Origin of the sequence: Cohaesibacter marisflavi (assembly GCF_963665895.2) — a bacterium.
GTDB lineage: Bacteria > Pseudomonadota > Alphaproteobacteria > Rhizobiales > Cohaesibacteraceae > Cohaesibacter > Cohaesibacter marisflavi.
On record NZ_OY762534.1, the window covers coordinates 4,433,249 to 4,458,099 of the forward strand.

General features: G+C 55.4%; 26 protein-coding genes. 11 read left to right on the forward strand and 15 right to left on the reverse strand.

The window, feature by feature from the left end:
- Positions 1-25 precede the first annotated feature (25 nt).
- A complete protein-coding gene (gene yddG / locus ACKPCT_RS20665; RefSeq protein ID WP_090073988.1) occupies positions 26-898 on the forward strand; it encodes an aromatic amino acid exporter YddG in 873 nt (290 codons plus the stop codon).
- Here yddG and ACKPCT_RS20670 read toward each other — a convergent pair.
- The 3 genes from ACKPCT_RS20670 to amaB form a co-directional block, all read right to left on the reverse strand.
- On the reverse strand, positions 895-1,707 hold the full coding sequence (locus ACKPCT_RS20670) for a metal ABC transporter permease (protein ID WP_319567847.1): 813 nt from the start codon (positions 1,705-1,707) through the stop codon (positions 895-897). The two genes, yddG and ACKPCT_RS20670, sit on opposite strands and share 4 nt — an antisense overlap.
- A complete protein-coding gene (locus ACKPCT_RS20675; protein WP_319567848.1) occupies positions 1,697-2,518 on the reverse strand; it encodes a metal ABC transporter ATP-binding protein in 822 nt (273 codons plus the stop codon). The genes ACKPCT_RS20670 and ACKPCT_RS20675 overlap by 11 nt, the downstream gene beginning before the upstream one ends.
- Positions 2,519-2,669: 151 nt before the next feature.
- Entirely contained in the window at positions 2,670-4,184 is a 1,515-nt protein-coding gene (gene amaB, locus ACKPCT_RS20680) for an L-piperidine-6-carboxylate dehydrogenase (RefSeq protein ID WP_090073984.1), read from the reverse strand.
- Positions 4,185-4,514: 330 nt separating this feature from the next.
- Between amaB and ACKPCT_RS20685 the strand changes: the two genes are divergently transcribed.
- Positions 4,515-5,006, forward strand: coding sequence for an Lrp/AsnC family transcriptional regulator (locus ACKPCT_RS20685; protein ID WP_090073982.1), 492 nt, complete (start codon positions 4,515-4,517; stop codon positions 5,004-5,006).
- A gap of 82 nt (positions 5,007-5,088) precedes the next feature.
- On the opposite strand, the gene gloB is transcribed toward ACKPCT_RS20685, so the two are convergent.
- Positions 5,089-5,865: a hydroxyacylglutathione hydrolase gene (gene gloB, locus ACKPCT_RS20690; protein ID WP_090073980.1), complete on the reverse strand. Its 777-nt coding sequence runs from the start codon at positions 5,863-5,865 to the stop codon at positions 5,089-5,091.
- Positions 5,866-6,093: 228 nt separating this feature from the next.
- Here gloB and ACKPCT_RS20695 point away from each other — a divergent pair, with 228 nt between their 5' ends.
- Positions 6,094-6,897, forward strand: a complete 804-nt coding sequence (locus tag ACKPCT_RS20695; protein WP_090073978.1) for a class I SAM-dependent methyltransferase — start codon at positions 6,094-6,096, stop codon at positions 6,895-6,897.
- On the opposite strand, the gene metW is transcribed toward ACKPCT_RS20695, so the two are convergent.
- The gene (gene metW / locus ACKPCT_RS20700; RefSeq protein WP_319567849.1) at positions 6,894-7,547 is read right to left on the reverse strand and encodes a methionine biosynthesis protein MetW; all 654 of its coding nucleotides are present in this window, start codon (positions 7,545-7,547) and stop codon (positions 6,894-6,896) included. The two genes, ACKPCT_RS20695 and metW, sit on opposite strands and share 4 nt — an antisense overlap.
- Positions 7,544-8,776, reverse strand: a complete 1,233-nt coding sequence (gene metX / locus ACKPCT_RS20705; protein WP_319567850.1) for a homoserine O-acetyltransferase MetX — start codon at positions 8,774-8,776, stop codon at positions 7,544-7,546. Before metX ends, metW begins: the two co-directional genes overlap by 4 nt.
- A 252-nt stretch (positions 8,777-9,028) precedes the next feature.
- Between metX and ACKPCT_RS20710 the strand changes: the two genes are divergently transcribed.
- From ACKPCT_RS20710 to ACKPCT_RS20720, 3 genes are all read left to right on the forward strand, one after another.
- The gene (locus ACKPCT_RS20710; RefSeq protein ID WP_319567851.1) at positions 9,029-9,874 is read left to right on the forward strand and encodes a chorismate mutase; all 846 of its coding nucleotides are present in this window, start codon (positions 9,029-9,031) and stop codon (positions 9,872-9,874) included.
- Between the two features lie 156 nt (positions 9,875-10,030).
- Complete coding sequence (gene hisC / locus ACKPCT_RS20715; protein ID WP_090073964.1) at positions 10,031-11,140, forward strand: histidinol-phosphate transaminase; 1,110 nt, start codon at positions 10,031-10,033, stop codon at positions 11,138-11,140.
- A 5-nt stretch (positions 11,141-11,145) separates the two neighbouring features.
- Complete coding sequence (locus ACKPCT_RS20720; RefSeq protein WP_090073962.1) at positions 11,146-12,120, forward strand: prephenate/arogenate dehydrogenase family protein; 975 nt, start codon at positions 11,146-11,148, stop codon at positions 12,118-12,120.
- Between the two features lie 69 nt (positions 12,121-12,189).
- Here ACKPCT_RS20720 and ACKPCT_RS20725 read toward each other — a convergent pair whose 3' ends face one another.
- A complete protein-coding gene (locus ACKPCT_RS20725) occupies positions 12,190-13,245 on the reverse strand; it encodes a DUF2125 domain-containing protein (RefSeq protein ID WP_319567852.1) in 1,056 nt (351 codons plus the stop codon).
- Positions 13,246-13,382: 137 nt separating this feature from the next.
- Here ACKPCT_RS20725 and ACKPCT_RS20730 point away from each other — a divergent pair, with 137 nt between their 5' ends.
- Positions 13,383-13,931: a gamma-glutamylcyclotransferase gene (locus ACKPCT_RS20730; protein ID WP_319567853.1), complete on the forward strand. Its 549-nt coding sequence runs from the start codon at positions 13,383-13,385 to the stop codon at positions 13,929-13,931.
- A gap of 84 nt (positions 13,932-14,015) precedes the next feature.
- Here the strand turns inward: ACKPCT_RS20730 and ACKPCT_RS20735 are convergent, their stop codons facing one another.
- The 5 genes from ACKPCT_RS20735 to ftsE form a co-directional block, all read right to left on the reverse strand.
- Complete coding sequence (locus ACKPCT_RS20735; RefSeq protein WP_319567854.1) at positions 14,016-14,378, reverse strand: hypothetical protein; 363 nt, start codon at positions 14,376-14,378, stop codon at positions 14,016-14,018.
- 122 nt (positions 14,379-14,500) lie between these two features.
- A complete protein-coding gene (locus ACKPCT_RS20740; RefSeq protein ID WP_319567855.1) occupies positions 14,501-15,262 on the reverse strand; it encodes a lysophospholipid acyltransferase family protein in 762 nt (253 codons plus the stop codon).
- 194 nt (positions 15,263-15,456) lie between these two features.
- Positions 15,457-16,065 (reverse strand): YdcF family protein, encoded by a 609-nt coding sequence (locus ACKPCT_RS20745; protein ID WP_175528115.1) that lies wholly within the window; start codon positions 16,063-16,065, stop codon positions 15,457-15,459.
- A 104-nt stretch (positions 16,066-16,169) separates the two neighbouring features.
- Positions 16,170-17,360: a cell division protein FtsX gene (locus ACKPCT_RS20750; protein WP_319567856.1), complete on the reverse strand. Its 1,191-nt coding sequence runs from the start codon at positions 17,358-17,360 to the stop codon at positions 16,170-16,172.
- Positions 17,361-17,374: 14 nt separating this feature from the next.
- Positions 17,375-18,034 (reverse strand): cell division ATP-binding protein FtsE, encoded by a 660-nt coding sequence (ftsE, locus tag ACKPCT_RS20755; protein ID WP_090073953.1) that lies wholly within the window; start codon positions 18,032-18,034, stop codon positions 17,375-17,377.
- A gap of 226 nt (positions 18,035-18,260) precedes the next feature.
- Here ftsE and ACKPCT_RS20760 point away from each other — a divergent pair, with 226 nt between their 5' ends.
- From ACKPCT_RS20760 to ACKPCT_RS20770, 3 genes are all read left to right on the forward strand, one after another.
- Positions 18,261-19,616, forward strand: a complete 1,356-nt coding sequence (locus ACKPCT_RS20760; RefSeq protein WP_319567857.1) for a zinc-ribbon domain-containing protein — start codon at positions 18,261-18,263, stop codon at positions 19,614-19,616.
- A 59-nt stretch (positions 19,617-19,675) separates the two neighbouring features.
- Entirely contained in the window at positions 19,676-20,212 is a 537-nt protein-coding gene (gene hpt, locus ACKPCT_RS20765) for a hypoxanthine phosphoribosyltransferase (RefSeq protein ID WP_090073949.1), read from the forward strand.
- A 207-nt stretch (positions 20,213-20,419) separates the two neighbouring features.
- On the forward strand, positions 20,420-20,830 hold the full coding sequence (locus tag ACKPCT_RS20770) for a response regulator (protein ID WP_090073947.1): 411 nt from the start codon (positions 20,420-20,422) through the stop codon (positions 20,828-20,830).
- Between the two features lie 86 nt (positions 20,831-20,916).
- Here ACKPCT_RS20770 and lysA read toward each other — a convergent pair whose 3' ends face one another.
- The 3 genes from lysA to argH all read right to left on the reverse strand — a co-directional run bounded on the left by lysA (position 20,917) and on the right by argH (position 24,052).
- Positions 20,917-22,188 carry a diaminopimelate decarboxylase gene (gene lysA, locus ACKPCT_RS20775; RefSeq protein WP_319567858.1) on the reverse strand — a complete coding sequence of 424 codons (1,272 nt, stop codon included), beginning with the start codon at positions 22,186-22,188 and terminating at the stop codon, positions 20,917-20,919.
- 111 nt (positions 22,189-22,299) lie between these two features.
- Positions 22,300-22,548 carry an LptM family lipoprotein gene (locus ACKPCT_RS20780; protein WP_139229295.1) on the reverse strand — a complete coding sequence of 83 codons (249 nt, stop codon included), beginning with the start codon at positions 22,546-22,548 and terminating at the stop codon, positions 22,300-22,302.
- Positions 22,549-22,651: 103 nt separating this feature from the next.
- Complete coding sequence (gene argH, locus ACKPCT_RS20785; RefSeq protein ID WP_090073941.1) at positions 22,652-24,052, reverse strand: argininosuccinate lyase; 1,401 nt, start codon at positions 24,050-24,052, stop codon at positions 22,652-22,654.
- Between the two features lie 160 nt (positions 24,053-24,212).
- Between argH and tlpA the strand changes: the two genes are divergently transcribed.
- The gene (gene tlpA, locus ACKPCT_RS20790; RefSeq protein ID WP_319567859.1) at positions 24,213-24,845 is read left to right on the forward strand and encodes a thiol:disulfide interchange protein TlpA; all 633 of its coding nucleotides are present in this window, start codon (positions 24,213-24,215) and stop codon (positions 24,843-24,845) included.
- Positions 24,846-24,851: the final 6 nt, after the last annotated feature.

A 24,851-nucleotide genomic window follows, 5' to 3' on the forward strand; every position in this document is an offset into this window, starting at 1 on the left:
ATGGTCTGTTGAAAGTGAAGTTTCCATGTCCAAACGCCTGCTTGCCACGCTTGTCGGATTCACGGCAATCCTGATGTGGTCGCTCCTTGCCTTGTTTACCGTATGGAGTGGAACAGTGCCACCCTTTCAGCTGACCGCGATGTCATTTATCGTGGGTGGGCTGGTTGGTCTGGTCAGCTGGGTGTTTCGCCCTTCCGCGATAAGGGTGCTCAAGCAGCCGTGGAATGTCTGGGCGCTAGGGGTGTTCGGGCTGTTTGGCTATCATGCCGCCTATTATGCCGCGCTGCGTCTGGCACCGCCAGTGGAAGCGGGGCTTGTGAATTATCTCTGGCCGCTGCTCATCGTTGTCTTCTCGTCTCTGCTGCCTGGTGAACGGTTGCGCTGGTTTCACAGTCTGGGGGCGCTTCTGGGCCTCTCCGGTGCGGTGCTGGTCGTCACCAAGGGACAAACGATCTCGATCGATCCGCAATATATTCGCGGCTATAGCGTGGCGCTGTTCGGAGCTTTCTTCTGGGCTGGCTATTCGGTTCTCTCGCGCCGCTTTTCTCATGTGCCCACGGATATTGTGGTGGGCTTCTGCTTTGTAGCGGCCGCGCTCAGCATTGTGGCGCACTTGTTGTTCGAAACCACGGTTTGGCCCGAAAATGCCATTCAATGGATGGCAACCATCGGGCTGGGGCTTGGCCCGGCTGGCGGGGCCTTCTATGTTTGGGATTTCGGGGTCAAACACGGTGACATTCAGGTGTTGGGAGCGGCTGCCTATGCTGCGCCGCTCCTGTCTACCGGTCTGCTCATTGTGGCTGGCGTGGCTGACTTTACGGTCATCATCGGGGCTGCTGCGTTGTTGATCACCTGCGGTGCCGTATTGGCTTCCAAGGATCTGTTCCTGCGTCGTTAGCGCTGGGGTGGGCGCAGGGCTCGCACCAGCGGGGCGATGGCCAGAGACAGCAGAAACAGCATGAAGGCCCCCAGCACAATGGACGGACCGGGGTTGGAATCCCAGATCATCGACATGTTGAGGCCGAGAATGGCTGATAGGCATGCCAGGATGGCGGCGAGAAGTGCCATCATCTCCGGACTGCGGGCAAATTGTCTGGCGCTGGCAGCAGGAATGATCAAAAGCGAGGTAATCAGCAAGGCGCCGATGAGCTTCATGGCCACCGCTATGACCAGCGCGATCAGAAGGATAAAGACCAGATTGGCCTGCTTGGTTGGCAGACCTTCTGCAGAGGCAATATCCTGACTGACGGTTGCCGCCAAAAGGCTGCGCCAGTGAAACAGAAGCAGGCCAAGCACCAGTATGCCTCCGCCCCAGATGAGGGCCAGATCGCCACGGGTGATCGAGAGGATATCGCCAAACAGCAGAGACATGACATCCACGCGCAACCACGTCATGAAGCCCAAGGCAATCAGCCCGATGGAGAGGGAGGCGTGGGACAGGATGCCCAGCAGAGTATCGCTGGAGAGGCGGTCGAGTTTTTCAAGGCCGTATAGCGCCATGGCAATGGCGATGGAAACGGCGAAGACGCCCCAGAAAGGCATCAGATCCATCATCAGGCTCAGGGAGATGCCCAGCAAAGCTGCATGCGACATGGTCTCGCCGAAATAGGCCATACGGCGCCAGACGATGAAGCAGCCAAGAGGGCCGGATACAAGGGCGATACCGATGCCTCCGAGCAGGGCGCGTATAAAGAAATCATCCAGCATGGTTATGTCCCTCGTGGTCGCAATGGTGATGGTTCTCGCATGAGTGCCCTTCGGCACTATGGTCGCCAAGGGACGCCGAATCGGGCGGAATATCATGAAAATGGCCATGCCTATGGCCATACGGCGCCATGGTCTGCAATCCGCGAGAGCCAAACAGGCGCTGGTAATCGGGGCTTTGTTCCACATCGGTCGGCTGTCCGGAGCAGCAGACATGGGTGTTGAGGCAAATGACCCGATTGGAGGCGCGCATCACCATATGCAGGTCGTGAGAGACCAGAAGGATGCCGCATTTATACTTGTTGCGGATGGCTTCGATGAGTTGGTAAAGCGCGATTTCGCCCAGATAGTCGACCCCCTGTACCGGCTCATCCAGCACCATCAGTTCAGGCTGGCGGATAATGGCGCGGGCGAGTAGCACACGCTGCATCTCACCGCCCGAAAGCGAGTGGATATTGTCATGGATCTTGTGTGCGACACCTGTTTCTCCCAGCGCGTCCTCAATCTGGGCGCGCTTGTAGGAGCCGGTGAGCTGCATCAGGCGCTGCACCGTAAGTGGCAGCGTGCGATCAATGACGAGTTTTTGGGGCACATAGCCCAGATTAAGATTCTTCTTGCGTTTGACGCTGCCGGACGCAATAGGCCTGAGGCCAAGGAGGGACTTCAGCAAGGTGGTCTTGCCGCCGCCGTTGGGCCCGATAATGGTCACGATTTCATTTTCGCAAACCGAGACGGAAACGTTATTCAGCAGTGTCTTGCCGTCAGCTTTGACTGTGATGTCTGTTCCAACGAGCAATGGGTCGGTATGGGGCACGAGCTTGCAATCTTGATTGGTCGAGGATTATAATGGGGATGTTACATTATAACATTTTACGCAAAGCGCAAGTGGTGAGCGTTACATAACACAAAAAAGGGCCGTGAACGGCCCTTTCGTCAAATTCTCACTTTAAAATTCCTTGTCGTCATCAGACGTCGAAGGACACACCCTGTGCCAGAGGCAACTCGGTGGAATAGTTGATGGTATTGGTCGCACGGCGCATATAGCCTTTCCATGCATCAGAGCCGGATTCGCGGCCACCGCCGGTTTCCTTTTCACCACCAAAGGCGCCTCCGATCTCTGCGCCTGACGGGCCAATATTGACATTGCAGATACCGCAGTCAGAGCCGGCCGCACTCATGAACAGCTCAGTTTCACGCATATCCAGCGTGAAGATGCAGGAAGACAGGCCCTGTGGGACTTCGTTATGCAGCTTAAGGGCTTCGTCGAAATCCTTGTAGGTCATGACATAGAGGATCGGGGCGAAAGTCTCGGTTTTGACCACATCGCTCTGGGCAGGCATCTCGGCAATCGCGGGGCGCACATAAAAACCGCCTTCGCATTGCTCGACTGAGACACGTTCACCACCGGTGACGGTGCCGCCCTGTTCCTTGGCCTTGGTCAGGGAATCCTGCATCATGGAGAAGGCGGCTTCATCGATCAGCGGGCCAACCAGTGTACCGCCATCCAGCGGGGTGCCGACGGGCAGAGATCCGTAAGCCTTCTTGAGCTGTGGCACCAGCTTGTCAACCACACTCTCATGCACGATGAGACGACGCAGAGAGGTGCAGCGCTGACCGGCGGTGCCCACGGCGGAGAAGCAGATGGCGCGCACGGCCATATCGAGATCGGCGCTTGGCGCTACGATCATGGCGTTGTTGCCGCCCAGTTCCAGAATGGAGCGGCCAAAACGGGCTGCTACGCGCGGGCCGACAGCCTTGCCCATGCGGGTCGAACCGGTGGCAGAAATGATCGGTACAAGCGGATTATCTACAAGCGCTTCGCCGACAGCCGGACCGCCAATGACGACCTGAGCCAAAGCAGCCGGAGCCTGCTCAAAGGAAGCAATCACGCTGTTCAGGATTGCTTCGCAGGCGAGCGCGGTGAGTGGGGTCTTTTCCGAAGGCTTCCAGATGACGCTATCGCCACAGATGAGTGCCAGACATGTGTTCCAAGACCAGACCGCAACGGGGAAGTTGAAGGCGGAGATGACACCACAAACACCCATCGGATGCCATGTTTCCATCATGCGATGACCGGGGCGCTCGGAGGCGATGGTCTTGCCATAAAGCTGGCGAGACTGGCCAACGGCGAAATCGCAAATGTCGATCATTTCCTGCACTTCGCCAAGACCTTCAGACAGGATCTTGCCAGCCTCGATAGACACCAGCTTGCCAAGTGCTTCCTTGTGCTTGCGCAGTTCAACGCCCAGTAGGCGAACCAGTTCACCACGGACCGGCGCTGGTACGGTGCGCCATTCAAGGAAAGCCGCATGGGCGGATTCGACGGCCTTGTTCATATCGTCGGCTGACTGCTCTGCGACCGTTGCTATGGTCGAGCCGTCAATCGGGCTGGAAACGGAAATGGATCCGCCAAGTTTGGCGGCGTCAACGCCCATGGCGTCGAGCAGGGTTTTTGCTTCAGAAGCGAGGGATGAGCTCATCGAGGGATCTCCGGCAAGTGTGATTGAAGACGGTTTTGAAAGGGGGAGGAAAATCAATCCGTCTTTAATATGTTGATTTTATTCATGAAAAAGAATTTGTCGGCTGATAGTATAATCAGGCGACTACAGCAGAAACAGAGGGGCGTTTGATGCTATTTGGCAATATGCCGAATATTCGAAGCATTTTGCTGGAAATATTTGGTAATATGTCAAATTAGCGGTAGCTCTTGAGGGAAAATCATGAATAAGTGAGCTAATGAAATACAGGTGAGGACAATAGCCTGTTTACAAGATCGAGCCAAGAGGCCCGATAGGATTCAGGAGAGGGCAATGCGGCGTTCGCTAGATGATCTGGACAGAAAACTCATCCGATTGTTGCAGGCAGACGCGCGTCTTTCGACTTCTGAAATCGGGCGCAAGCTGGATGTGGCACGCTCAACGGTGCATGAGCGCATTGAACGGCTCAAGCGGGAAGGCGTGATTGACGGCTTTACCGTGTTGCTCAACAGCGACCCCATGGAAGCGCTCAATCGGGCGATTGTCTTTGTCGAGATCGACCCCAAATTGCAGGGGCCTATCGTGCAGAAGCTCGAAGGCTATCCCGAAATTTCCTCTTGCTTCACGGTGAACGGGGCGTTCGATCTGTCACTGATCGTGGAAATGCCACAGCTTGAAGATCTGGACGTGCTGCTTGATGAAATCGGCGAGATACAGGGCGTTGTGCGTACGATGACCAACATCATTCTGGCCAAGAAATTCGATCGTCGCCATACGCTTATCAATGAAACTGCCAAGAAGCTGTTTGGCAGTGAACCCTTCTAGGGGCGCGCTTTTTTGTACACGAAATTAGAGGCACCGAAGCGCCTCTTGTCAATTTGAGCCCTTTGTTCCGCTTTCCGGCACGTCAGGCATTGTCCTTGCGGGTGCGGATCTCGGCAAAAACTTCCCAATCTTCAGCATCGGCCATGCCCAAAGAGGCCTTAACGTCCGCGTCATTGGCGCGCAAGAAGCTGTTGGTGGTCAGTTCATCCAGAATGGTTGACGGCACAGTTGGTAGTCCTTGGGCTCGCAAGCTTTTAACCTCTTCTACCCGCTGCTGGAGCAGCTCATTGTCCGGTTCAATGCTCAGGCAGAAATTGCCATTGGCCTCAGTATATTCGTGACCGCAGAAAAAGGTCGTTTCCGGCGGCAGTTTTGCCAGCTTGTCAACGGAAAACCACATGTCCTTAAGGGTGCCTTCAAACACGCGACCACAGCCCATGGCGAAGAGCGTGTCACCCGTGAAGGCCAACTCGGCATCGGGCAGCCAATAGCTGATATGGTCAAGCGTGTGGCCCGGCGTTCCCAGCACATAGACCTTCTGGTCGCCAAATTTGAAGCTGTCTCCGTCGGAGAGAGGCTCGTCGATATTGCCTATCTTGCTGGCGCTGTCCGCTGGGCCATAGACCGTGGCTCCGGTTTCTCCCTTGATGGCGGCAAGCCCTTCCACATGGTCATAGTGATGATGGGTGATCAGAATATGTGTCAGAGACCAGTCCGTTTCCTTCAGGGCCTGTCGGATGGCTGGCGCTTCGGGGACATCCACCAGAAAAGTGAGGTTCGCCTCCTTGTCATGGACCAACACTGCATAATTGTCCGATCGGCAGGGAATGAGTTTTGTTTCAAGGGGCTGATTGGTCATTTGGGTCTCTCCAGTGATTGCTGTCTGGCATTGCCGATCACAGTTGCATGTTTTCGAGGGAATGCCCAGATTCTTTCTCAATATAGGGGCCACCCGCGCGGACGCAATTGCCAGCTTGCTCATTATGTGATTTTTGCCGCTTGGAATTGGTGGTGCGAGATGCCACATTAGAGTGGCTAGCCACGAGCCAACGATGGGGAGCCGCTTACGCGGTGCGTGCTGTTTTTCATGTTTCTTGATGTTCTGGATTTGAGAAATTTCTATACCCAGCCGTTGGGACGTGTGACTGCGCACCATGTCAATCAGCGCATTCAGACGCTCTGGCCCAACCTCAAGGGGCTGAGTGTTCTGGGGATGGGCTATGCTCCCCCCTATATCCGCAGTATGCGCGAACATGCCGAACGTGCTCTGGCTTTCATGCCCTCGCAGCAGGGAGCTGTCTACTGGCCTTCGAATGGAGCTTCATCGACTGCGCTTGTCCAGAGCAGTGATTTGCCTTTGGCCGATGCCAGCATTGACCGGGTTGTGCTGGTGCATATGCTGGAGCTGGTTGACAATCCGGCTGAGCATTTGCGCGAGATCTGGCGCGTTCTGACGCCGGGCGGGCGCTTGATGATCGTGGTGCCAAACCGGCGCGGCGTTTGGGCGCGGGTGGAGCATTCTCCCTTTGCCTATGGGCGGCCCTTCTCGAAAAGACAGCTAAGACACCTCTTGCGCGATACCATGTTTACGCCGACCCGCTGGAATGACGGGCTCTATTTCGCTCCCTTCAAGCGGCAGCGCTTTCTGGGCTCGGCGCATCTGTGGGAACGGATCGGGACGCAATGCTGGCCCGCTTTTTCCGGCGTTCTGATTGTGGAGGCAACCAAGCTGTTGGCGCAAGGGCTGGTGAGTACGGAAGCCAGCAAGGTGAAGACCAGCTTCCGCCCTGTTTTCCTGCCGGTTCCCAATCTGCCTTCAGCGGGTGGGCATTTCCCGGCCTACAATTCTTTTGCCAATGTTGAAGATTGGCCGAAGGGCGAGCGCGACTAGCGCTTGCGGCTTAGAAGGAAAATGGCCTGCTCGGCAAACAGATTCCAGAACCACCATGGCGCGGAAAAGGAGATGCGTTCGCCATCGCCCTGAATGCCGTGGGCTTTCTCGATTTCGGCATTGGTTTCCCGACACAGATTGACAAAATCCCGCACCGTGCAGAAATGGATATTCGGGGTGTCATACCAGCTGTAGGGCAGGTAATCGTTGACTGGCATCGTGCCACGGAAGAGAAGATCCGAACGCACGCGCCAATGACCGAAATTGGGGAAAGAGACAATAGCCTTGCGCCCGATGCGCAGCAAATGCTCCAGCACGAGTTTGGGGTTGCGTGTGGCCTGAATGGTCTGGCTGAGGATGACATAATCAAAGCTGTCGTCGGGATAATAGATCAGATCTTCATCCGCATCGCCCTGAATAACCGACAAGCCACGGGCCACGCATTTGTTGACCCCCTTCTGGGACAGCTCGATGCCGCGTCCTTCCACATTGCGGCTGTCACGCAGCAATTCCAGCAGGGCGCCATCGTCGCTGCCCACATCAAGAATCTTGGTGTTGGGTTCGATCATGTCTGCCACCAGCTCGAAGTCGATGCGGGTGTTGTCTGCGCGTCCGCCGACGATGAGGGCCTTCTTGTCGGGCTTGCTCATGAGCGCTCCTCCGTATCATCGTGGGTGCCGGGCTGGTCATTGTTGCGATCGGCAGCATGCAGGAAGCCGTTGATGGCATCGAAGAATTCTGGCTCTTCGAGCAAAAAGGCGTCATGGCCCTTGTCGCTGTCAATCTCGACAAAGCTGACCGAAGCGCCTGCCGCATTGAGCGCATGCACGATGGTGCGGCTGGCCGAGGTTGGGAAATGCCAGTCGGAGGTGAAGGAGACAACGCAAAAGCGCGCCTTGGTTCCCATGAAGGCTTTGGCCAACTGTCCATCATAGCTTGCGGCCAGATCGAAATAATCCATCGCCCGCGTAACATAGAGATAGGAATTGGCGTCGAAGCGATCCACGAAGGTCATGCCCTGATGATGCAGATAGCTTTCGATTTCAAACTCGGCATCAAAGGAAAAGCCCTTTTCCGTACTATTTTGCAGATTGCGGCCAAATTTATTCTGCAGTGACTGCTCGGACATGTAGGTCACATGGGCCGCCATACGCGCTACGGCGAGCCCCTTTTTCGGTGTGACGTCATAGTCATAGTAGCGCCCGCCATGCCAGTCCAGATCGGCCATCACGGCTTGGCGACCAACCTCGTAAAAGGCAATATTCTGCGATGAATGGTGCGAAGCGGTGGCGATCAGGATCGCCGAGTTAACCCGTTCGGGGTAAGCAGCCGCCCATTGCATGGCCTGCATGCCGCCCATGGAGCCACCAATCACACTGAAGAGTTTGTCGATACCCAGATAGTCAATCAGCATCGTCTGGGCGCGCACCATGTCCGGCACGGTGATCACCGGCAGGTCAAGGCCATAGGGCTTGTCGGTGGCCGGATTGATGGAGGCCGGCCCTGTGGAGCCTGAACAGCCGCCCAGAACGTTTGAGCAGATAACGAAATAGCGTTCGGTATCAATGGGCTTGCCCGGTCCGATCATGGTGGACCACCAGCCCGGCTTGCCGGTTACCGGCGAGGGGGAGGCGGCATATTGGTCACCGGTCAGGGCGTGGAAAACGAGGATAGCGTTGGAGTGGTCTTCGTTCAGGCTGCCATAGGTTTCATAGGCGATGGTGAAGGGAGAGAGTTCTCCGCCAGCATCCAGCTTGAGCGGGGTGTCCGGGCCGAAGGTGACACTCCGGCTGGATGGAGACAGCGCCTCGTGGTGGGCGCGCTCTTCCCGACTTTTCACTCCGGTTTCCGGATTGTTCTTGTCGGTCGGACTGTTCATTGGGCATTTTCTCCAAAGACGGACTGGTTTTTTTGTCTTGTGCAAAGTAGCTAGGGAGCATGGGGGGACAAGTCAAATCTTTTCTTTGCTTTTGTGGTGTCTCCCTTTTAAGGATACTATCCAATCAAAGGGATACTATTCGATTAAGCGCATTGAACGGCGCGCGGAAATCAGCCTGTTGCCGGATGCGTTTCATCGGCTCATCGGCGTTGGCCAAGTGACTGCGCAGAGACAATTGAAGACAGGACGATCATGACGGATAGCAAAGAGGGCGGCGCGCAAAAGGACGAGCCGACACTGGATGAGCTGCGGCAGAGAATTGACAGCATCGACGAGTCCATTCACCGGCATTTGATCGAGCGCAGTGAAATCGTTCAGGCCCTGATCGCGGTGAAGCGCACACACAAGCCCGGAGCGGCCTTCCGGCCAGGACGCGAGATGGATATGATGCGCCGGCTTGTCGGGCGGCATCGGGGTATCCTGCCGATTACGACCGTGGAGCATCTCTGGCGCGAAATCATCGCCACCTTTACCCATATGCAGGCCCCTTATGATGTGATTGTCGAGCCGGGCGTTGAACTGCGCGATGTCGCCCGCTTCTATTTCGGATTTACGGTGGGCTTCAAGGAAGCTGCCGGCAGCGCTTGCGTGATCGAGCAGGTGCGCGCTGGCGATGGAGCCGCCCTCGGGCTTGTCGCCAACCAGAGCGACGCCAAAAGCGCCTGGTGGGTTCCGCTTTCTAAGGATGGCGTGCAGATTATCGGTCGCTTGCCGGTGATCAAACAGGCGGGGCGCCCGGTGGATCTGGATACCTTCGTGCTGTCCATGCCATTGATGGATACGACCGTGCCGGATATGCGTCTGGTGGCCCTTTGTGCTCCGCATGAGGAAGGGGTGCAGGACGCTGTCAACCGCATCGGTGGTCAGTTGATCTCCTGTGTCATGGAAGAGGGGCATTGTGAATGCCTTGTTGCCGTGCCTTTCTCGGTGGCTGATGTGGAAGTGGAAGGTCTGACACGCTCGCCCAGCAACCCGATGGTGATCCGCGGGGTTGTTGGTGGCTATTGGACGCCAATTGCGCTCTCTGCTGCCGAATAGGCCTTGATTTCGCTTCAACAGGCGCGAATTTTTGATCTTTCGATCAAATCTGGCTCTTTGATCGTTCAATCCCACCTTTTTGCTTGAATGGGCTTCCGGCTTGGCTGTAAGACTGCCGGAAGCAATTGTAGACTTAAGATTATCAGGAGTGGTGAAATGTCCTCTTCCGGACAGCCCCAACGGCCTCAGCCGCGTGAAGGGCTTCTCGATATCCCGCTTTATGTTCCCGGCAAGGCCGAGATTGATGGGGCGGCGCCCATTCACAAACTGTCCTCCAACGAATCTCCTTTCGGTGCAAGCTCCATGGCAATGGATGCCTTCCGTCAGATGACGGGTAATTTGGAGCTTTATCCCGATGGCGGCAGTGTTGTTCTGCGCGAGGTGATCGGCGAGGTGCATGGTTTGCATCCTGATCGTATTCTGTGCGGTGCTGGCTCGGACGAAGTGCTCAGCCTGCTGTGCTACACCTTCCTTGAGCGTGGTGACGAAGCAATTTACAGCCAATATGGTTTTGCGGTGTATCCCATTGCCATTCAGGCTGCAGGCGGTGTTCCTGTTGTTGCTAAGGAGCAGGATCTGACGACCGATGTGGACGCCATTCTTGCTGCGGTGACAGACAAGACCAAGATGGTTTTTCTGGCCAACCCGAACAATCCGACCGGCACCTATATTCCAGTGTCTGAAGTGCGCCGCTTGCATGCCGGTTTGCCAAAGCATGTGGTTTTGGTTCTGGATGCGGCCTACTCGGAATATGTGGCTGAAAATGACTATGAGGCTGGCATCGAGCTGGCAGCGACCACTGAGAATGTGGTGATGTCGCGCACCTTCTCGAAGGTGTATGGCCTTGCCGCGTTGCGCCTTGGCTGGTGCTATGGACCGCAGGCCATTATCGATGCCATGAATCGTATTCGCCCGCCGTTCAATATTTCCGGTGCAGCTCAGGCCGCAGGTGTTGCTGCCCTGCGTGATCAGGATTTTATCCGCAAGGCCGTGGTGCATAACAGGGAATGGCTGCCAAAGACCTCTGCTGCTCTGGAAGCACTGGGACTGAAAGTGACCCCGAGTGTGGGCAACTTCATTCTCATTCATTTCCCGGATGCACCGGGCAAAAGTGCAGCAGAAGCAGATGCTTTCTTGCAGACCAAGGGCTGCGTTCTGCGACAGGTTGGAGGATATGGTTTGCCAAACGCACTGCGTATGACCATTGGCACCGCAGAAGCGTGTGAGGCCGTGATCGGCCATTTGGCGGAATTCCTCAAAGGGTAAATTGGATGACAGACTTTCTTTTCAAGCGCATGACCCTGATCGGTATCGGTCTTCTGGGGTCTTCCATTTCTTTGGCAGCCCGTCAAAAAGGGCTGGTCGAGCATATCGCGGTGCATACGCGATCCGATGCCACATTGGCGCGTGCTGAAGAATTGGGCTTGGGAGACAGCTATCACAAGGATGTGGCTGAGAGTGTCAAGGATGCCGATTTCGTCGTTGTCTGCACGCCAGTCGGCGTTTGTGGCACCGTGGCCAAGGCGATTGCGCCTCATTTGAAGGAAGGCGCTATCATCACGGATGTCGGCTCGGTCAAGATGTCGATCATTCGCCAGATGCAGCCACATCTGCCCGCTCATGTGCATTTCGTGCCGGGGCACCCGATCGCGGGTACCGAGGAATCCGGTCCTGATGCAGGCTTTGCCGAGCTGTTCATCAATCGCTGGTGTATTCTGACGCCTCCTGAGGGCACGGATGAAGGAGCCATCGAGAAGGTCAAGACCTTCTGGTCAACGGTCGGGTCCAATGTGGAGCTGATGGATGCGCATCATCACGACAATGTGCTGGCCATCACCTCTCACCTGCCGCACCTGATTGCCTATAATATCGTAGGCACCGCGTCTGATCTGGAAATGGTGACCAATTCCGAAGTCATTAAATATTCTGCCGGTGGTTTCCGCGACTTTACCCGTATTGCAGCATCCGATCCGACCATGTGGCGGGATGTCTTTTTGCATAACAAGGAAGCCGCTCTGGAGATGCTGGGGCGCTTTACCGAAGATTTGACGGCTTTGCAGCGGGCCATTCGCTGGGGCGACGGGGATGCCCTGTTCGACCTTTTCTCGCGCACGCGTTCCATTCGCCGCAGCATTATCGATGCTGGTCAGGAAATTGCCGCTTCGGACTTTGGCCGTCATCTCAAAGAGGGCGAGACCCATGCTCCAACGCTGAGCAGCGACGATCACGAATATACCGGCAGCTGATCGCTATCACCGGATGCGCAAGCGTGAGCCATCCGGTTTTTCGATTCCGGCGCGCCATGCTAGCAAATGCTATCGCAAAGCAGGCAGGGTCCCCAAAGGCAGGAACCCTGCCTTTATTGCACCATTGACCAGCGTGATCTTGACCTCAGAGCCGACCAGATCTCCATCCCGCACCGGTTTCCCCATCAACTGAAGGCCGGTGAGCGGGCCGTTGAAGCCATCGCGCTTGGCTGAGAGGGTTGCCTTCACCTTGGCGGTTTCGAGGTTGGGGTTGAGGATGCGCAGCTTGAGGGTGCCATTGGCAAGGCCTGCCTGATTGAAAGCGATGTCACCCTTCAGCTTCAGGGTCTTCTGGCCAATTTCCAACCAGCCATCGATATTTTCGATTTTGCCCGATTGACGTAGCCACAAACCGGCCGGGTCGCGTCGATCCTGCATCAATGCGTTCAGGCCGTCCTTGGCGGTGAAAGTCATTTCACCATTGAGAACAGGGATGCGATTGATTGAAAGTTCGCTTGCCTTGAAAGTGAGATCCAGATCGCCAGTTGTCTGCTGCCGTGGGCTGGCATTGAATTCGAGGCTGTCAGCCTTGATGGTGCCAACGGGTTGGCCGAGAACCGCATTGTTGGCGGACAGCGTGGCCTCCTCCGCTTTGAAGGACACGGCACGTATGCCATTGGGTGGTGTGAGCAAAACCGAACTCTGGATGAGGCTGCCAGTGATGTCATAGCTCTGGCCAAAGGCTGGCTGCTCGATATGCATGGGGGCATGGGTCTTGATACTGGCCTGACCCGGCTCATGAATTTGCCAGTAGACTTGCAAGGGGCCGCCGGAGACCTGCCATCCGGAGGCAGGATCGACAACCGCGTAGGACGAACAATCAAGGGCCAACCGCACCGGGTAACCACCCAATTTCCGGTCCTGACAGCGAACTATTTTCTGTCCGTTCACCTCGCGGGCGACAAATTGATCCACAAGGGCTTGTGTGGTCGTATAGCCATAATACCAGAAGCCTGACCATCCAGCTGCGATCAGGACTAGAATGATGGCGACACCCCATAGGAGGCGTTTGGCGCCTTTTTTCTGCTTGATCTGGTTGGTTTGCTCAGGTGGCTGTTGAGGCATTTGGCACTCGTTCTGTTGCAAATGTCGATCGGTGTTGGTATTTCACGTCCTTTGTTGCGTTATCTTATGGCGCAATCATGGCGGTTTTTATAGCGAACCGATTTTAGTTGTTTGTATCCTGTTTGGAGGCAGTTGGCATGCGCGATCTTTGGGTCTTTGGTTATGGCTCTCTCATGTGGCGACCCGGATTCGACTTTGAAGAATCCTATATTGGTACCCTCGAAGGCTATCACCGCGCACTCTGCGTCTATTCCCATGTCTATCGTGGATCGCCGGAAAATCCGGGACTGGTGATGGGACTGAGCGAGGGCGGTTCCTGTCAGGGCATGGTGTTTCGCGTTGATGCCAGCCAGCGCGAGGCGGTGATTGACTATCTGCGCGCGCGCGAACAGGTCACCTCCGTCTATCTGGAAGAATTTGTGCCCGTCGAGATCGCTTCGGTCACGGTTGGTGGCGCGCCGCGCAAGGTGGAGGCTGTGACCTATGTTGCCGACACAACGCATGGGCAATATGCGGGAAAGCTCGGCCTTGAGGAGCAGGTTAAGATTGTTCTGAAAAGCCAAGGCGAGGCCGGTCCGAACATCGACTATGTACTCAACACGGTGGATCATCTCAAGGAGATCAATATCGAGGATGAGGCTCTTTATGAACTGGCTGACGCGCTGAGGTTCAAAGCCAAACCGTGAAGGTACGACGCAGCGAAGATGCAAGAGCGATTTTATGAGAAGCGGCTATCATGAGGCCGTCTGTAGCTTTGAGCCTGATGAGTCTCAGGCACTAAGCAGGCAGATTTCCCGTCCAGCATCGCGCGCCAAATCGTCAATGACCTGCTGGCGTTCATGTTCGCTACCTGCCAGCAGGTGAACATAGACCACCAGATCCTTGACGTCCTCAGGGGCGATGTCGCGAAAGGCGAGCGGGGACAGATCCGAGATTTCGCCGATCCACTTCAATTCAGGCTGAAGCTTGTCAGCGCTTTCGGTGGCCAGCAACAGGATGCAATTTTCGAAGCTGGAAATGTCATCTTCGGGAATCTGGGTGAAAATATACCGATTGCCACTTTCGCTCTGCCAGTAGCAGAAGCGATTGCGCAGGCTGTCGACAGCGAAGTCTCCAATGGCCCCAAACGACATACTCGATCCCCAACACATCTTGATCTTAATAAGAACAAATATAGAACAATCCATAATGGGATGCAACTTGTTCTTTGTCTATATTATGTAGTTCGATTCTTAAAAAATACAATATTTAGAATCTAGGCTTCGGTTTTTGTCGGTGGAGGGAGGTCTTCGTTGGCAGCACGGGCTTCGGAAATCAGCCGATTTGAATGCGATTCTATGGTTTCACTAAGTTGTTCGAAAAATGGACGCATCCCCATGCCCGGTTCGATCGGAGGCAGAATCTCGATGATGATTTTGCCGGAATGGCGAATCGGGCTGCCTTTCGGCCAGAACAGACCGGTGTTGAGGGCCACAGGATAGCAGGGCACTTTCAGGGCATGATAGATATGGCTGATACCGAACTTATAGACTGGCTCAGTATCGGGGCGCCGGCGTGTGCCTTCGGGGAAGATGATGAGTTGCCTGCTGTCGGCAGTCATTTTCTTGCGTGCTTCGAGCAGCATGCCGCGCAGGGCTTTCAGTCCGGCGCTGCGGTCGATGGGGATCATGTCGGTTTTCAGCAAGGCCCAGCCGAAAAGCGGATAGCGCAGCAATTCGCGCTTGAGAATGAATAGTGGGTCGTCCACCAGCGGTACCAGAGCGAAGGTCTCAAAGGCGCTCATATGCTTGGAAGCGAGGATGATGCTCTGGCCTTTGGGAATTTTCTCCGCCCCTCTCACCTCATAGCTGCCGCCCACGATGGTGGTAAAGAGCCATGCGCATACCTTTGCCCAGATGCCTGCCAGTTTGATCAGATAGCGGCGGGGCAGGGGGTAGGTGAAAATGGATATGATCAGCATGAGCGCTGTCGACAGATAAAAGGCTGCGTTGAATAGCACGGATCGGATAATCAGCATCTGGGTCTTGTTCCGCTCGGGTTATCTGATGCGTTTTTCTTTCATTCGGCTCTTCCGGTTTGAAAGACACGCACTGGTCCATTGGTTTTTATGTGCCTCTGTGCAGCTCCGCGCGCACAGCTCTCGGATCTGGCTTGGTGAAACCATTTATCGGTGAAAATGACAGATCTGTCCAGAGACATGATCGTCTCAGGCTATTGCCCCCGATGGCTCAAGAGTCTCTCGGTGGTCCCGTGCAGCACAGCGGCCAGAAGCTTGAAATATTCCTTGGTTAGCAGGTGTACCGTGTTCCAGTTGATTAGGCGAGACAAGAGCGGCTGTTTGGTTGATCCGGCCACAAGATCGCTTTGGAAGGATACATCTGGTGCCGCGCGGCGCATTTCCAAAAGGGTCCGGGGCATGTGATAAGCGCTGGTGACGATGATGAGGCTTTTGAAATTGTTTTCCTTGGCCCAGATCGCCGTCTGGGTGGCATTGGCAACCGTATTCAGCGCTTCCCTGTCCAGATCGACACAGCAGTTGATCGTCTCTTCATCCAGATCGAAGCGGGCAAACAGGGTGCGGTCCGTGTTTCTGTAGTGTACGCCGGAAATGAGCAGCTTGTGGCCCTTGTCTTCCTTGAGCAATTCTATTGCCCGTTCCAACCGACCCGCTCCCCCCGTGACGACGACGATGGCGTCGGCTGGCTCAGGGGGCGTTTCATCGGCTGTCAGCGCATAGGCGATGAAGATTGCCCAGCCAATCAACAGCGCACACAGGCCAATAAAGGCCGCGAAGAAAAGAGCAAATACCCCTTTTCTCAAGGCAGAGCTCTGTTGTGTGGGTGACTGGGGCATTCCGGGTCCGGCGTTGGTTGTGATGGGTGCTTTATCCGCATTTGGGCACAGCCTGTCGAGGCCAATTCTGCTCAGGATAGCTTTTTCAACGTATTCATAACGGTCAATCGTGTTGTGATTGCGGTGAATACGGCGATCAAGATCACCAGAGCGAAGGTGCCAAGATAGGCGTTGGCGCCCAGTTGCACAACACCGAGTAGGGCCTGCATCTGATCAAGGGCGGCAGACCCTTCCTGCGCGCGCAGCAACCCCTGTATGATAAGGAAGGTGACGACGGCGGTCCCGCCGCCAGCAAGGGCGCCCTGAAAGCCGAGGGTAAAGAATTTGCGCTGGAATTCGCCGGCAATGAATTTGTTGCTGGCTCCCACAAAGTGGAGCACCTCGATCGTTTCCTTGTTGCCCGACATGGCCGATCTGGTGGCAAAGACCACGGTTAGAACCGTGGCTGTGACCACCAGCACCATGATGGTGAAGCCGATGAAGATGGCGGTTTCGGCCATGGAACGCAGTCGTTCCACCCAGAAGCGGTGGTTATCCAGAACGGCGCCGGGCACCTGCTCCTGCAATTGCCTGCTTAATGATGCGAAGTCCACTGCCGAAGGGTCATCGATGGTCAGCTCTATCAGACGCGGAATAGGTAGATCATCAAAGGTGATATCGAGCCCCAGCCATGGCTCGAGCAGCGAATTGGATTCATCCGACGTGAGGGCCGTGGCGCTTGTGATGCCCGGGGTCTGGCGAGCAATATTGATGGCCTTGGCCAATTCCCCTTCCATCTCGACGCCCTCCAGCTGTCTGATCTGGATGGTTGCGCCGCGGCTGATGTCAGATTGCCAGTCCCGCGTAGCATCGGAAATGATGGTCACGGCTGCGACAGTGAGTGCGGCAAGGAAGCTCATGATGGCGATAACCAGTACGAGCGCGTGGCCCGCGATGGTTCCTTTGGGGACAATCGGGCCGGGCTTCTTGTCCGAGAAGGGGATCTGCTGGGTGAAGCGCTTGGGCTTCATCTGACGCAGCTGGCGCATTCTGGAGCTTTTCTTGCGCACCTTGCCCGGTTTGGAGAGCGGATTCTTGCCCTTGGTCAGGGAAGGCAGCTCATTGGGGCCTGCCGGTTGTCTGGTGCTGGCATGCGGCTTGAACGCTTCCTCGCCCACAGGACCCGGCCTGGGACCAAGATTGGGGCCGACGCGCGGCGTGCTGGACGGCATCGGGGCGTGCGTTCTGTCTTGTCCGTCTCTATCGGTGGGGCGTCTGGCCATGGGGCTCTCCTCTCTTAATCGTAAATGTAGAGAGTTCCATCGTTCAGCACAATGCGGCGCGCCTCAATCTGATCCATCAGGCTGGTGTCGTGCGTTGCGATGACAATGGAGGTGCCTGATCTGTGCAATTCAACAAACAGGCGCAGAAGGCGGCGGGCAAGAATCGGGTCAACGTTACCGGTCGGCTCGTCTGCCAGCAGAAGCTTGGGGCGGGAGATGAGCGCGCGCGCAATCGCTGCGCGCTGCTTTTCCCCACCAGACATTACAGGCGGATAGACATGCATACGGTGGCCAAGGCCGACCCATTCCAGCAATTCGGCCACATCGGTTCTATAGGCACTTTCAGACATGCCCTTGACCCGTAATGGCAGAGCGACATTTTCGAAGGTTGTCAGATGGTTGAGCAGGCGGAATTCCTGAAAGACAAAGCCGATCTGTCGGCGCAGCTTGGCAAGTTCGTCATGGTCAAGGCGAGCGGTATCACGGCCGAAGATCTTGATCAGGCCGCGGTTGGGCTTGAGCGAAAGGAACATCAGTTTGAGCAGGGATGTCTTGCCAGCCCCCGAGGGGCCGGAAAGAAACTGAAAGGAGTTCTGTGGGATGTGAAAAGACACATCGCGCAGCACTTCCTGTCCCATTCCGTAGCGCAGGCCAACATTCTCAAAGCGAATCAATATGATCTTCCTTCTGGTCGTTTGATGGCAGCTTGCATGATTTGGTGTCCCGATTCACCCGATAACTATACACAATCATTGATCTTTGAGCGGGGCTTGGCAAAGCCTTAATGGCTGATATCCTATGTTGTGGATGATTCGCCTCCTTTCAATGCTTTGTCTAGAATGTGGGCGTCAAAAGGCGGGGAGCCGCTTATACCCATTCCTTTGCAGCGTTGAAGCACCGATGAAGATAACCTGCCCAAATTGTGCGACAAGCTATCAGGTCCCCGATGATTATATCGGCGCTGAAGGGCGGTCCGTGCGTTGTTCCAGTTGCGGGGAAACCTGGCATGCGGAACAGACCCCTGAACCGAAGCCTGAAAAGGCACCTGACCCCAAACCTGCCCCAAAGCCAGCGGCAAAAGAACCCGAGGTGCAACCTGCTGAGGGAAAGGAACAAAGTCAGGATGATATTGACGCGTTGTTCGACAGCCCCTCCGGTGGTGAAGAGCAAAGTCAGGATGATATTGACGCGTTGTTTGACAGCCCCTCCGGTGGTGAAGAGCAAAGTCAGGACGATATCGATGCTCTGTTTGACAGCCCATCTGGTGGCAAGGAACAAAGTCAGGACGATATCGACGCTCTGTTCGATAGTCCGTCTGGCGGTGAAGAGCAAAGTCAGGATGATATTGACGCGTTGTTTGACAGCCCGTCTGGTGGCGAAGAGCAAAGTCAGGATGATATCGATGCGCTGTTTGACAGCCCTTCCGGCAGTGAAGAACAAAGCCAGGATGATATTGACGCTCTGTTTGACAGCCCCTCAAGAGGCGAGGAGCAGAGCCAGGACGATATTGATTCCCTGTTTGATGAGCCTGCTGGCAAGGCGGAAAAAGCTGAAAAACCCAAGAAGCCCCAGAAAGCAGAGGCTTTGCCCGCAGGAGAGTCTGAGGACGGGGCAGATGATGCTGCGGCCGATGATGAGGATTCCAAGCCCTTTGTCGTGAAGGGAGACGGCGGGGATGATTTCCAGCCTCCTGTGGTCGATCTTCTGGATGCCGCTGCTTTTGAAGCGCAAAAGAAAGTCGCGCGCGGCGGAACAGAAGCCCGGGCGCGCAGTCGGCGGCGCAAGGCGCGAGCCAAAAAGCAAAAGGGGGGAGGCGGCGCCGGCCGTTCAGTGAAAAAAGAGTGGGTGATGGGTAGCGCTGCTCTTGCCGCCACGGTGATTTTGCTGGGGGCTCTGTTTATGGCGCCTCAATTCTGGGTGAAACGCATTCCGGACCTCGCTTCCCTTTATTCCATGTTTGGAATGGATGTGAATGTGGTCGGTGTCGATATCGAGATGGTTGACGTGCGTCTTGAGCAGAAAAGCGGGTCACCAGTGCTCGCCATCGAGACCGAACTGGTCAATCCGGGCACTGAACCTGTGATTCTTCCCTCTGTGGAGTTTTCCGTCCTTGGCAAGGAGCGTCTTGAGCTTTATTCATGGACCATCGGACCGGACCATGTGGGCCTCGGGCCGGGTGAGCGCAAACTGATCGAGACGTCGATTGCTGCGCCCGCGCAAGCAAGATATCTCTCGATGCGCGTGTTCAACGAATAGATCATCATAGGCCAGGCCATCTGACAGAGTCTGAGTCTGAAGGGAAGCCGGAAAAATTCATGACAGATACCATTGAAGTCCTCTATGACGAGGCGACACTCGCCAGCCGAAATCAGGAACTGGCAAACGCCATCGCAGAGGCTGGTTATAAAAATCTGCTCGTTATTGCGGTCCTCAAGGGAAGCTTTGTATTTGCAGCTGATCTGCTACGCTCTCTGTATCGCGCCGGTGTTCCGCTGGAAGTGGAATTCATGTCGCTCTCCAGCTACGGCTCTGGCACCAAATCTTCAGGCAATGTGAAGGTTGTGCGGGACATCGAGGTGATCGTGAAGGATCGCGATGTGCTACTGATCGACGATATTCTGGAATCCGGGCGCACTCTGGCCTATGCCAAGAATCTGTTGCAGGAACGTGGCGCCAATCGCGCAGACATTGCCGTTTTGCTCGATAAGCCGGGCAAAAGGGTCGCCGATCTTGATGCGGAATATGTCGGTTTTGAATGCCCTGACAAATTTGTTGTCGGTTATGGAATGGATAAGGCACACTCATACCGGGAAGTGCCTTTTGTTGGCTATCTGGAAGAAAACGATCAATAAAATCAGATAATTGAATGTGATTTATGGGTAAGGGCGCAGGTCGAACCGAAGGGTTGGATCTGCGCTTTTCTTTATGTGTAAACATGCCGGTGCTTCAATTTTTCCGTCCCGTTTTCGCTTTTGGTAAACCTTTTGGCTGTCAAATAGGCGAGCAAGATCGGCAAAAGATCTTGGTGTGACTAAAAAGAGTATTTTGGGGGTAAGGTTATGGCCCGAATTCTTCTTACCGAAGATGACGACGGGGTTCGCATGTTTGTGCAGCGGGCATTGATGATGGACGGGCATGACGTCAAAACCGCTGAAGACGGAACAGATGCTATGGACCTTCTTGCAGAGCATGGAGGGTCTTTTGACCTGCTTCTGACTGATATCAAGATGCCCGAAATGGATGGCATTGAACTGGCCAAGTCTGCCGCAACCAGCTGGCCGGAAATGACAATCCTGATGATGACCGGATTTGCCGATCAGCGCGAGCGCTGTGATAGCCTCGCTGCTATTGTGCATGATGTGGTGTCAAAACCCTTTTCTCTGGCAGAAATTCGCCGTGCCGTAAGAGAGGCCCTGTCTGGAGAGGCGTCTCTTGGTCCGGTTTCCATGTCGCGTGCGATGTATGGATAAGTTGGTTTCCGGCTGGAGCTTATGACAAGCGTTTAAAAAAAGGGATGGCATTTGCCATCCCTTTTTACATTCAGCTATCGGTCGGACTATTCTTCCAGCCAGTCTGGCACGCTGTCCAGCGCGAGCAACGCGTCATAGCTCTTGCGTTCTCGGATGACATGCCACTTGTCGCCACTGACCAGCACTTCGGGCACCAACAGGCGGCTATTATAGGTGCAGGCCTGCACCGCGCCATAAGCTCCCGCTGACATGATAGCCACCAGATCGCCTGAATCCATATGCGGTAGGGGACGATCCTGCGCTAGGAAATCTCCTGTTTCACAAACGGGGCCTACAATGTCCACATTCGAGACGGGGGTGTCGTAGGATGGTTCGGTTACGGGTTTGGCCTCGTGCCATGCTTCATAGAGCGTGGGCCGGATGAGATCATTCATGGCACCATCTACAATGACGAAGGTTTTGCCTTCTCCTTCCTTGCGATAGATGACCTCGGTGATCAGCACGCCCGCGTTGCCTGCGATGAGGCGGCCAGGCTCGAAATAGACCTTGCAGTCGAGATGCTTGACATGCTTCTTGACCGTTTCGGCATAGTCGCGCGGCAGAGGCGGTGGCGACTGGGTGTTCTGGTAGGGAATACCCAGGCCGCCCCCCAGATCCACATGATCGATCTCGATGCCATCGCTGCGCAATTGTTTGACCAAATCTTCAAGGCGCTCGAATGCAGAATCAAAGGGTTCCAGATGGGTTATCTGGCTGCCGATATGCATGTCGATGCCGGTGACCTTGATGCCGGGCAGGCTGTTGGCGCGTTGATATACCTTGCGGGCGCGCTTCCAGGGAATGCCGAATTTGTTTTCCGATTTTCCAGTCGCGATCTTGGCATGGGTCTTTGCATCCACATCCGGATTGATCCGCAAGGAAATGCGAGCCTCTTTGCCAAGCTCTGCAGCGATCCTGCTCAAATGCTCAAGCTCGGGCTCGGATTCGACATTGAAGCAGAGAATGTCCTGTTCCAGCGCAAAGGTCAGCTCGCGGCGAGTTTTGCCTACGCCGGAGAAGAGGATTTTTGAAGCGGGAATACCTGCGGCCAGAGCGCGACGCATTTCTCCTTCAGAGACAACGTCTGCACCAGCGCCAAGGCGTGCGAGCACCTTCAGTACAGCCTGATTGGAGTTGGCCTTCATGGCGTAGCAAAGCATGGAGTCCACATCACCAAAAGCCTCGGAAAACACCTTGTAATGGCGTTCGAGCGTGGCGGTGGAATAGACATAGAAAGGGGTGCCGACTTGCTTGGCGATGTCCGGAATGGAAACGCCTTCGGCATGCATGACGCCGTCGATATAATCGAAATGGTGCATGGCTATCTCTTTTCTTTGGGCTCTTCAGTCGCAAGCACGCGCTTTTGCGTGGCAGATGAGCGGGCATGGTTTCGATTCCGGGCGCCGGGGGGCCGTAACGTAAGGCTGTTCCTAGAGCAGAGGGTCGAGGAAGAAGTCGTCGTTGGCCGTCTTCGTCGGGGTGGCCTGAGGCTCTTGCTCGTCAACGGCTCCCTCGCTTGCCACCGGATCCTTGATGGTGCTTTGTGCATTGGTGTTGGCTGACGGGGCCTGCAGTGGTCCACGCACGCCGCAGGCAGCTAGGCTGGCCACCATGCCCAATGCGATGAGGCCGGTTGCGGCGGTTTTGACGACGGACTTTGAAAAAATGCCATGAGCCATCGCTTGATATCCCTTTTTCTTCGCATGGTCTGGATGGTGGCGGAGGTAGCGCACCATGAACGAGGCCGGGCTTTGTTGGCTCCGGCCTGTTTGTTCTTGTTGACTATTGCTTGGCTGCTTTTTCTTTTTCAAGCTTTTTCAGCCAGCTTTTTGCCTGTTTTTTAACATTGGCAGGAGCGGTGCCACCAAAAGAGACGCGGCTTCGGACGGATTTGTCGACCGAGAGCACCGAGAAAACATCTTCGGTGATGGTCGGCTCGACCGTCTGCATGTCTTCAAGAGTAAGCTTGTGCAGCTCGATATTGCGCTCGGCGGCCATGGCAACAAGGCTGCCGGTGACATGATGGGCGTTGCGGAAGGGCATGCCCAGTGTCCGCACGAGCCAGTCTGCTAGATCCGTGGCGGTGGAATAGCCAGAGCCAGCGGCCTTTTTCAGCTCTTTCACATTGGGTTCCAGATCGGCGACCATGCCGGTCATGGCTGCAACGCACAAGGACAGATTCTGCAAGGCGTCGAAGACCTGCTCCTTGTCTTCCTGCATGTCCTTGGAATAGGCAAGCGGCAGGCCCTTCATGACGATCAACAGGGCATTGAGCGCACCGATGATGCGGCCGGATTTGGCGCGGACCAATTCAGCTGCGTCCGGATTGCGCTTTTGCGGCATGATGGAAGAGCCGGTGGAGAATTTGTCCGAAAGCTTCACGAAGCGGAACTGGGCGGATGACCAGATGACCAGCTCTTCAGCAAAGCGCGAAAGATGCATGGCGCAGATGGAGGCGGCAGACAGCGCTTCAAGAGCAAAATCGCGATCGGAAACCCCGTCCAGCGAGTTGGCCGTCGGGCGGTCAAAGCCAAGGGCTTCTGCCGTCATGTGACGGTCGATCGGGAAGGAAGTGCCTGCCAGTGCCGCAGAGCCCAGAGGGCATTCATTCATGCGCTTGCGCGCATCCTGCACACGGCCCCGGTCACGGGAGAGCATTTCTACATAGGCCATCATATGGTGGCCGAAGGTTACCGGCTGGGCGCTTTGAAGATGGGTGAAGCCTGGCATGACGGCATTGGCGAACTCTTCTGCCTTGCCTGCGAAAGTGCTCTGGAGCTCAAGCAATTGTCCATCAAGGGTATCGAGGGTGTCGCGTACCCAAAGGCGGAAGTCGGTGGCTACCTGATCATTGCGCGAGCGGGCTGTATGGAGCCGTCCGGCATTGGGGCCGATGAGATCTGAAAGCCGGCTTTCCACATTCATGTGAATGTCTTCCAGCGCACGCGAAAAAGTGAAGTCCCCTGCCTCAATTTCTCCAGCGATTGTGTCTAGACCTTGTTCAATGGCTTTGGCATCATCGGCAGGCACGATTTCCTGCTTGGCCAACATGCGCACATGCGCTTTGGATCCGGCAATGTCCTGGGAGTAGAGTTTTTTATCGAAATCGATGGAAGCATTGATTTCTTCCATAATGGCGTCCGGACCTTCGGAGAAGCGGCCGCCCCACATTTTATTACTCATGATGCTTATTCCATTGATCAGATCGGTAAGTCGTGTTGCTTTATGCCATAACAAAATGGGACTGTCAGCGCCAATACTGAGGAAAGATCGTTCACTTGTGGCTCATTGTGATGATTTCCCGTCTTCGGCGGGGGTCTTGATTGAAGAAGGGGAAACAGAAATGCTTTCATTTGCTCAAAAATTCCGGCCCTTGCGTGCTGGCCTAATTTTTCTGATGGCCCTTTCCGGCGCTGTTGCCATTGCGGCTCCCTCCGTTTCCGCGCAAGAAAGCTGCCCTGCTGCCAAGCAGCAGATTGGCGCCATTGATCCCATGATCAAGGGGCCGATTGCGGCGCTCCAGACCAGCGGACATCCGGTGGATTTCTCAGGACTTGCGTTCAAGCGCGAGGATGGCAGCGCTGTTTCTCTTGCCGATTTCAAAGGCAAGACGGTGCTTCTCAATTTGTGGGCGACCTGGTGCGCGCCCTGTCGTCACGAGATGCCCGATCTTGATGGGCTACAGGCTGCGCTCGGGGGGGATGACTTTGAAGTGGTCACGGTGAGTCTTGATCGCAAATCGCCAGACAAGCCCCGTGCCTTTTTCGATGAAATCGGCATCAAGTATCTGACGCTCTATTATGATGAGAAGATGGCAATGTTTCCGGCCCTGCGCTCAAAGGGCATGGCGTTTGGTATGCCCTCAACGCTGATCATCAACAAGGATGGCTGCTCGTTGGCGCATATGGCAGGCCCTGCTGCCTGGGCATCAGCAGAAGCGCAGGAACTCGTTAAAGCGATTGTGGAATCGGAATAGAAGGAG

What these genes read in the sequence shown, in the direction of transcription:
- ACKPCT_RS20735 (WP_319567854.1), bottom strand. Translation starts at nt 14,378, where the DNA reads ATGTCGTTTGGGGCCATTGGAGACTTCGCTGTCGACAGCCTGCGCAAT.
- ACKPCT_RS20760 (WP_319567857.1), top strand. Translation starts at nt 18,261, where the DNA reads ATGAAGATAACCTGCCCAAATTGTGCGACAAGCTATCAGGTCCCCGAT.
- metX (WP_319567850.1), bottom strand. Translation starts at nt 8,776, where the DNA reads ATGAACAGTCCGACCGACAAGAACAATCCGGAAACCGGAGTGAAAAGT.
- hisC (WP_090073964.1), top strand. Translation starts at nt 10,031, where the DNA reads ATGTCCTCTTCCGGACAGCCCCAACGGCCTCAGCCGCGTGAAGGGCTT.
- argH (WP_090073941.1), bottom strand. Translation starts at nt 24,052, where the DNA reads ATGAGTAATAAAATGTGGGGCGGCCGCTTCTCCGAAGGTCCGGACGCC.
- gloB (WP_090073980.1), bottom strand. Translation starts at nt 5,865, where the DNA reads ATGACCAATCAGCCCCTTGAAACAAAACTCATTCCCTGCCGATCGGAC.
- tlpA (WP_319567859.1), top strand. Translation starts at nt 24,213, where the DNA reads ATGCTTTCATTTGCTCAAAAATTCCGGCCCTTGCGTGCTGGCCTAATT.
- ACKPCT_RS20730 (WP_319567853.1), top strand. Translation starts at nt 13,383, where the DNA reads ATGCGCGATCTTTGGGTCTTTGGTTATGGCTCTCTCATGTGGCGACCC.
- hpt (WP_090073949.1), top strand. Translation starts at nt 19,676, where the DNA reads ATGACAGATACCATTGAAGTCCTCTATGACGAGGCGACACTCGCCAGC.
- ACKPCT_RS20780 (WP_139229295.1), bottom strand. Translation starts at nt 22,548, where the DNA reads ATGGCTCATGGCATTTTTTCAAAGTCCGTCGTCAAAACCGCCGCAACC.
- ACKPCT_RS20720 (WP_090073962.1), top strand. Translation starts at nt 11,146, where the DNA reads ATGACAGACTTTCTTTTCAAGCGCATGACCCTGATCGGTATCGGTCTT.
- amaB (WP_090073984.1), bottom strand. Translation starts at nt 4,184, where the DNA reads ATGAGCTCATCCCTCGCTTCTGAAGCAAAAACCCTGCTCGACGCCATG.
- ACKPCT_RS20670 (WP_319567847.1), bottom strand. Translation starts at nt 1,707, where the DNA reads ATGCTGGATGATTTCTTTATACGCGCCCTGCTCGGAGGCATCGGTATC.
- yddG (WP_090073988.1), top strand. Translation starts at nt 26, where the DNA reads ATGTCCAAACGCCTGCTTGCCACGCTTGTCGGATTCACGGCAATCCTG.
- lysA (WP_319567858.1), bottom strand. Translation starts at nt 22,188, where the DNA reads ATGCACCATTTCGATTATATCGACGGCGTCATGCATGCCGAAGGCGTT.
- ACKPCT_RS20740 (WP_319567855.1), bottom strand. Translation starts at nt 15,262, where the DNA reads ATGCTGATTATCCGATCCGTGCTATTCAACGCAGCCTTTTATCTGTCG.
- ACKPCT_RS20770 (WP_090073947.1), top strand. Translation starts at nt 20,420, where the DNA reads ATGGCCCGAATTCTTCTTACCGAAGATGACGACGGGGTTCGCATGTTT.
- metW (WP_319567849.1), bottom strand. Translation starts at nt 7,547, where the DNA reads ATGAGCAAGCCCGACAAGAAGGCCCTCATCGTCGGCGGACGCGCAGAC.
- ACKPCT_RS20695 (WP_090073978.1), top strand. Translation starts at nt 6,094, where the DNA reads ATGTTTCTTGATGTTCTGGATTTGAGAAATTTCTATACCCAGCCGTTG.
- ACKPCT_RS20685 (WP_090073982.1), top strand. Translation starts at nt 4,515, where the DNA reads ATGCGGCGTTCGCTAGATGATCTGGACAGAAAACTCATCCGATTGTTG.
- ACKPCT_RS20750 (WP_319567856.1), bottom strand. Translation starts at nt 17,360, where the DNA reads ATGGCCAGACGCCCCACCGATAGAGACGGACAAGACAGAACGCACGCC.
- ACKPCT_RS20725 (WP_319567852.1), bottom strand. Translation starts at nt 13,245, where the DNA reads ATGCCTCAACAGCCACCTGAGCAAACCAACCAGATCAAGCAGAAAAAA.
- ACKPCT_RS20710 (WP_319567851.1), top strand. Translation starts at nt 9,029, where the DNA reads ATGACGGATAGCAAAGAGGGCGGCGCGCAAAAGGACGAGCCGACACTG.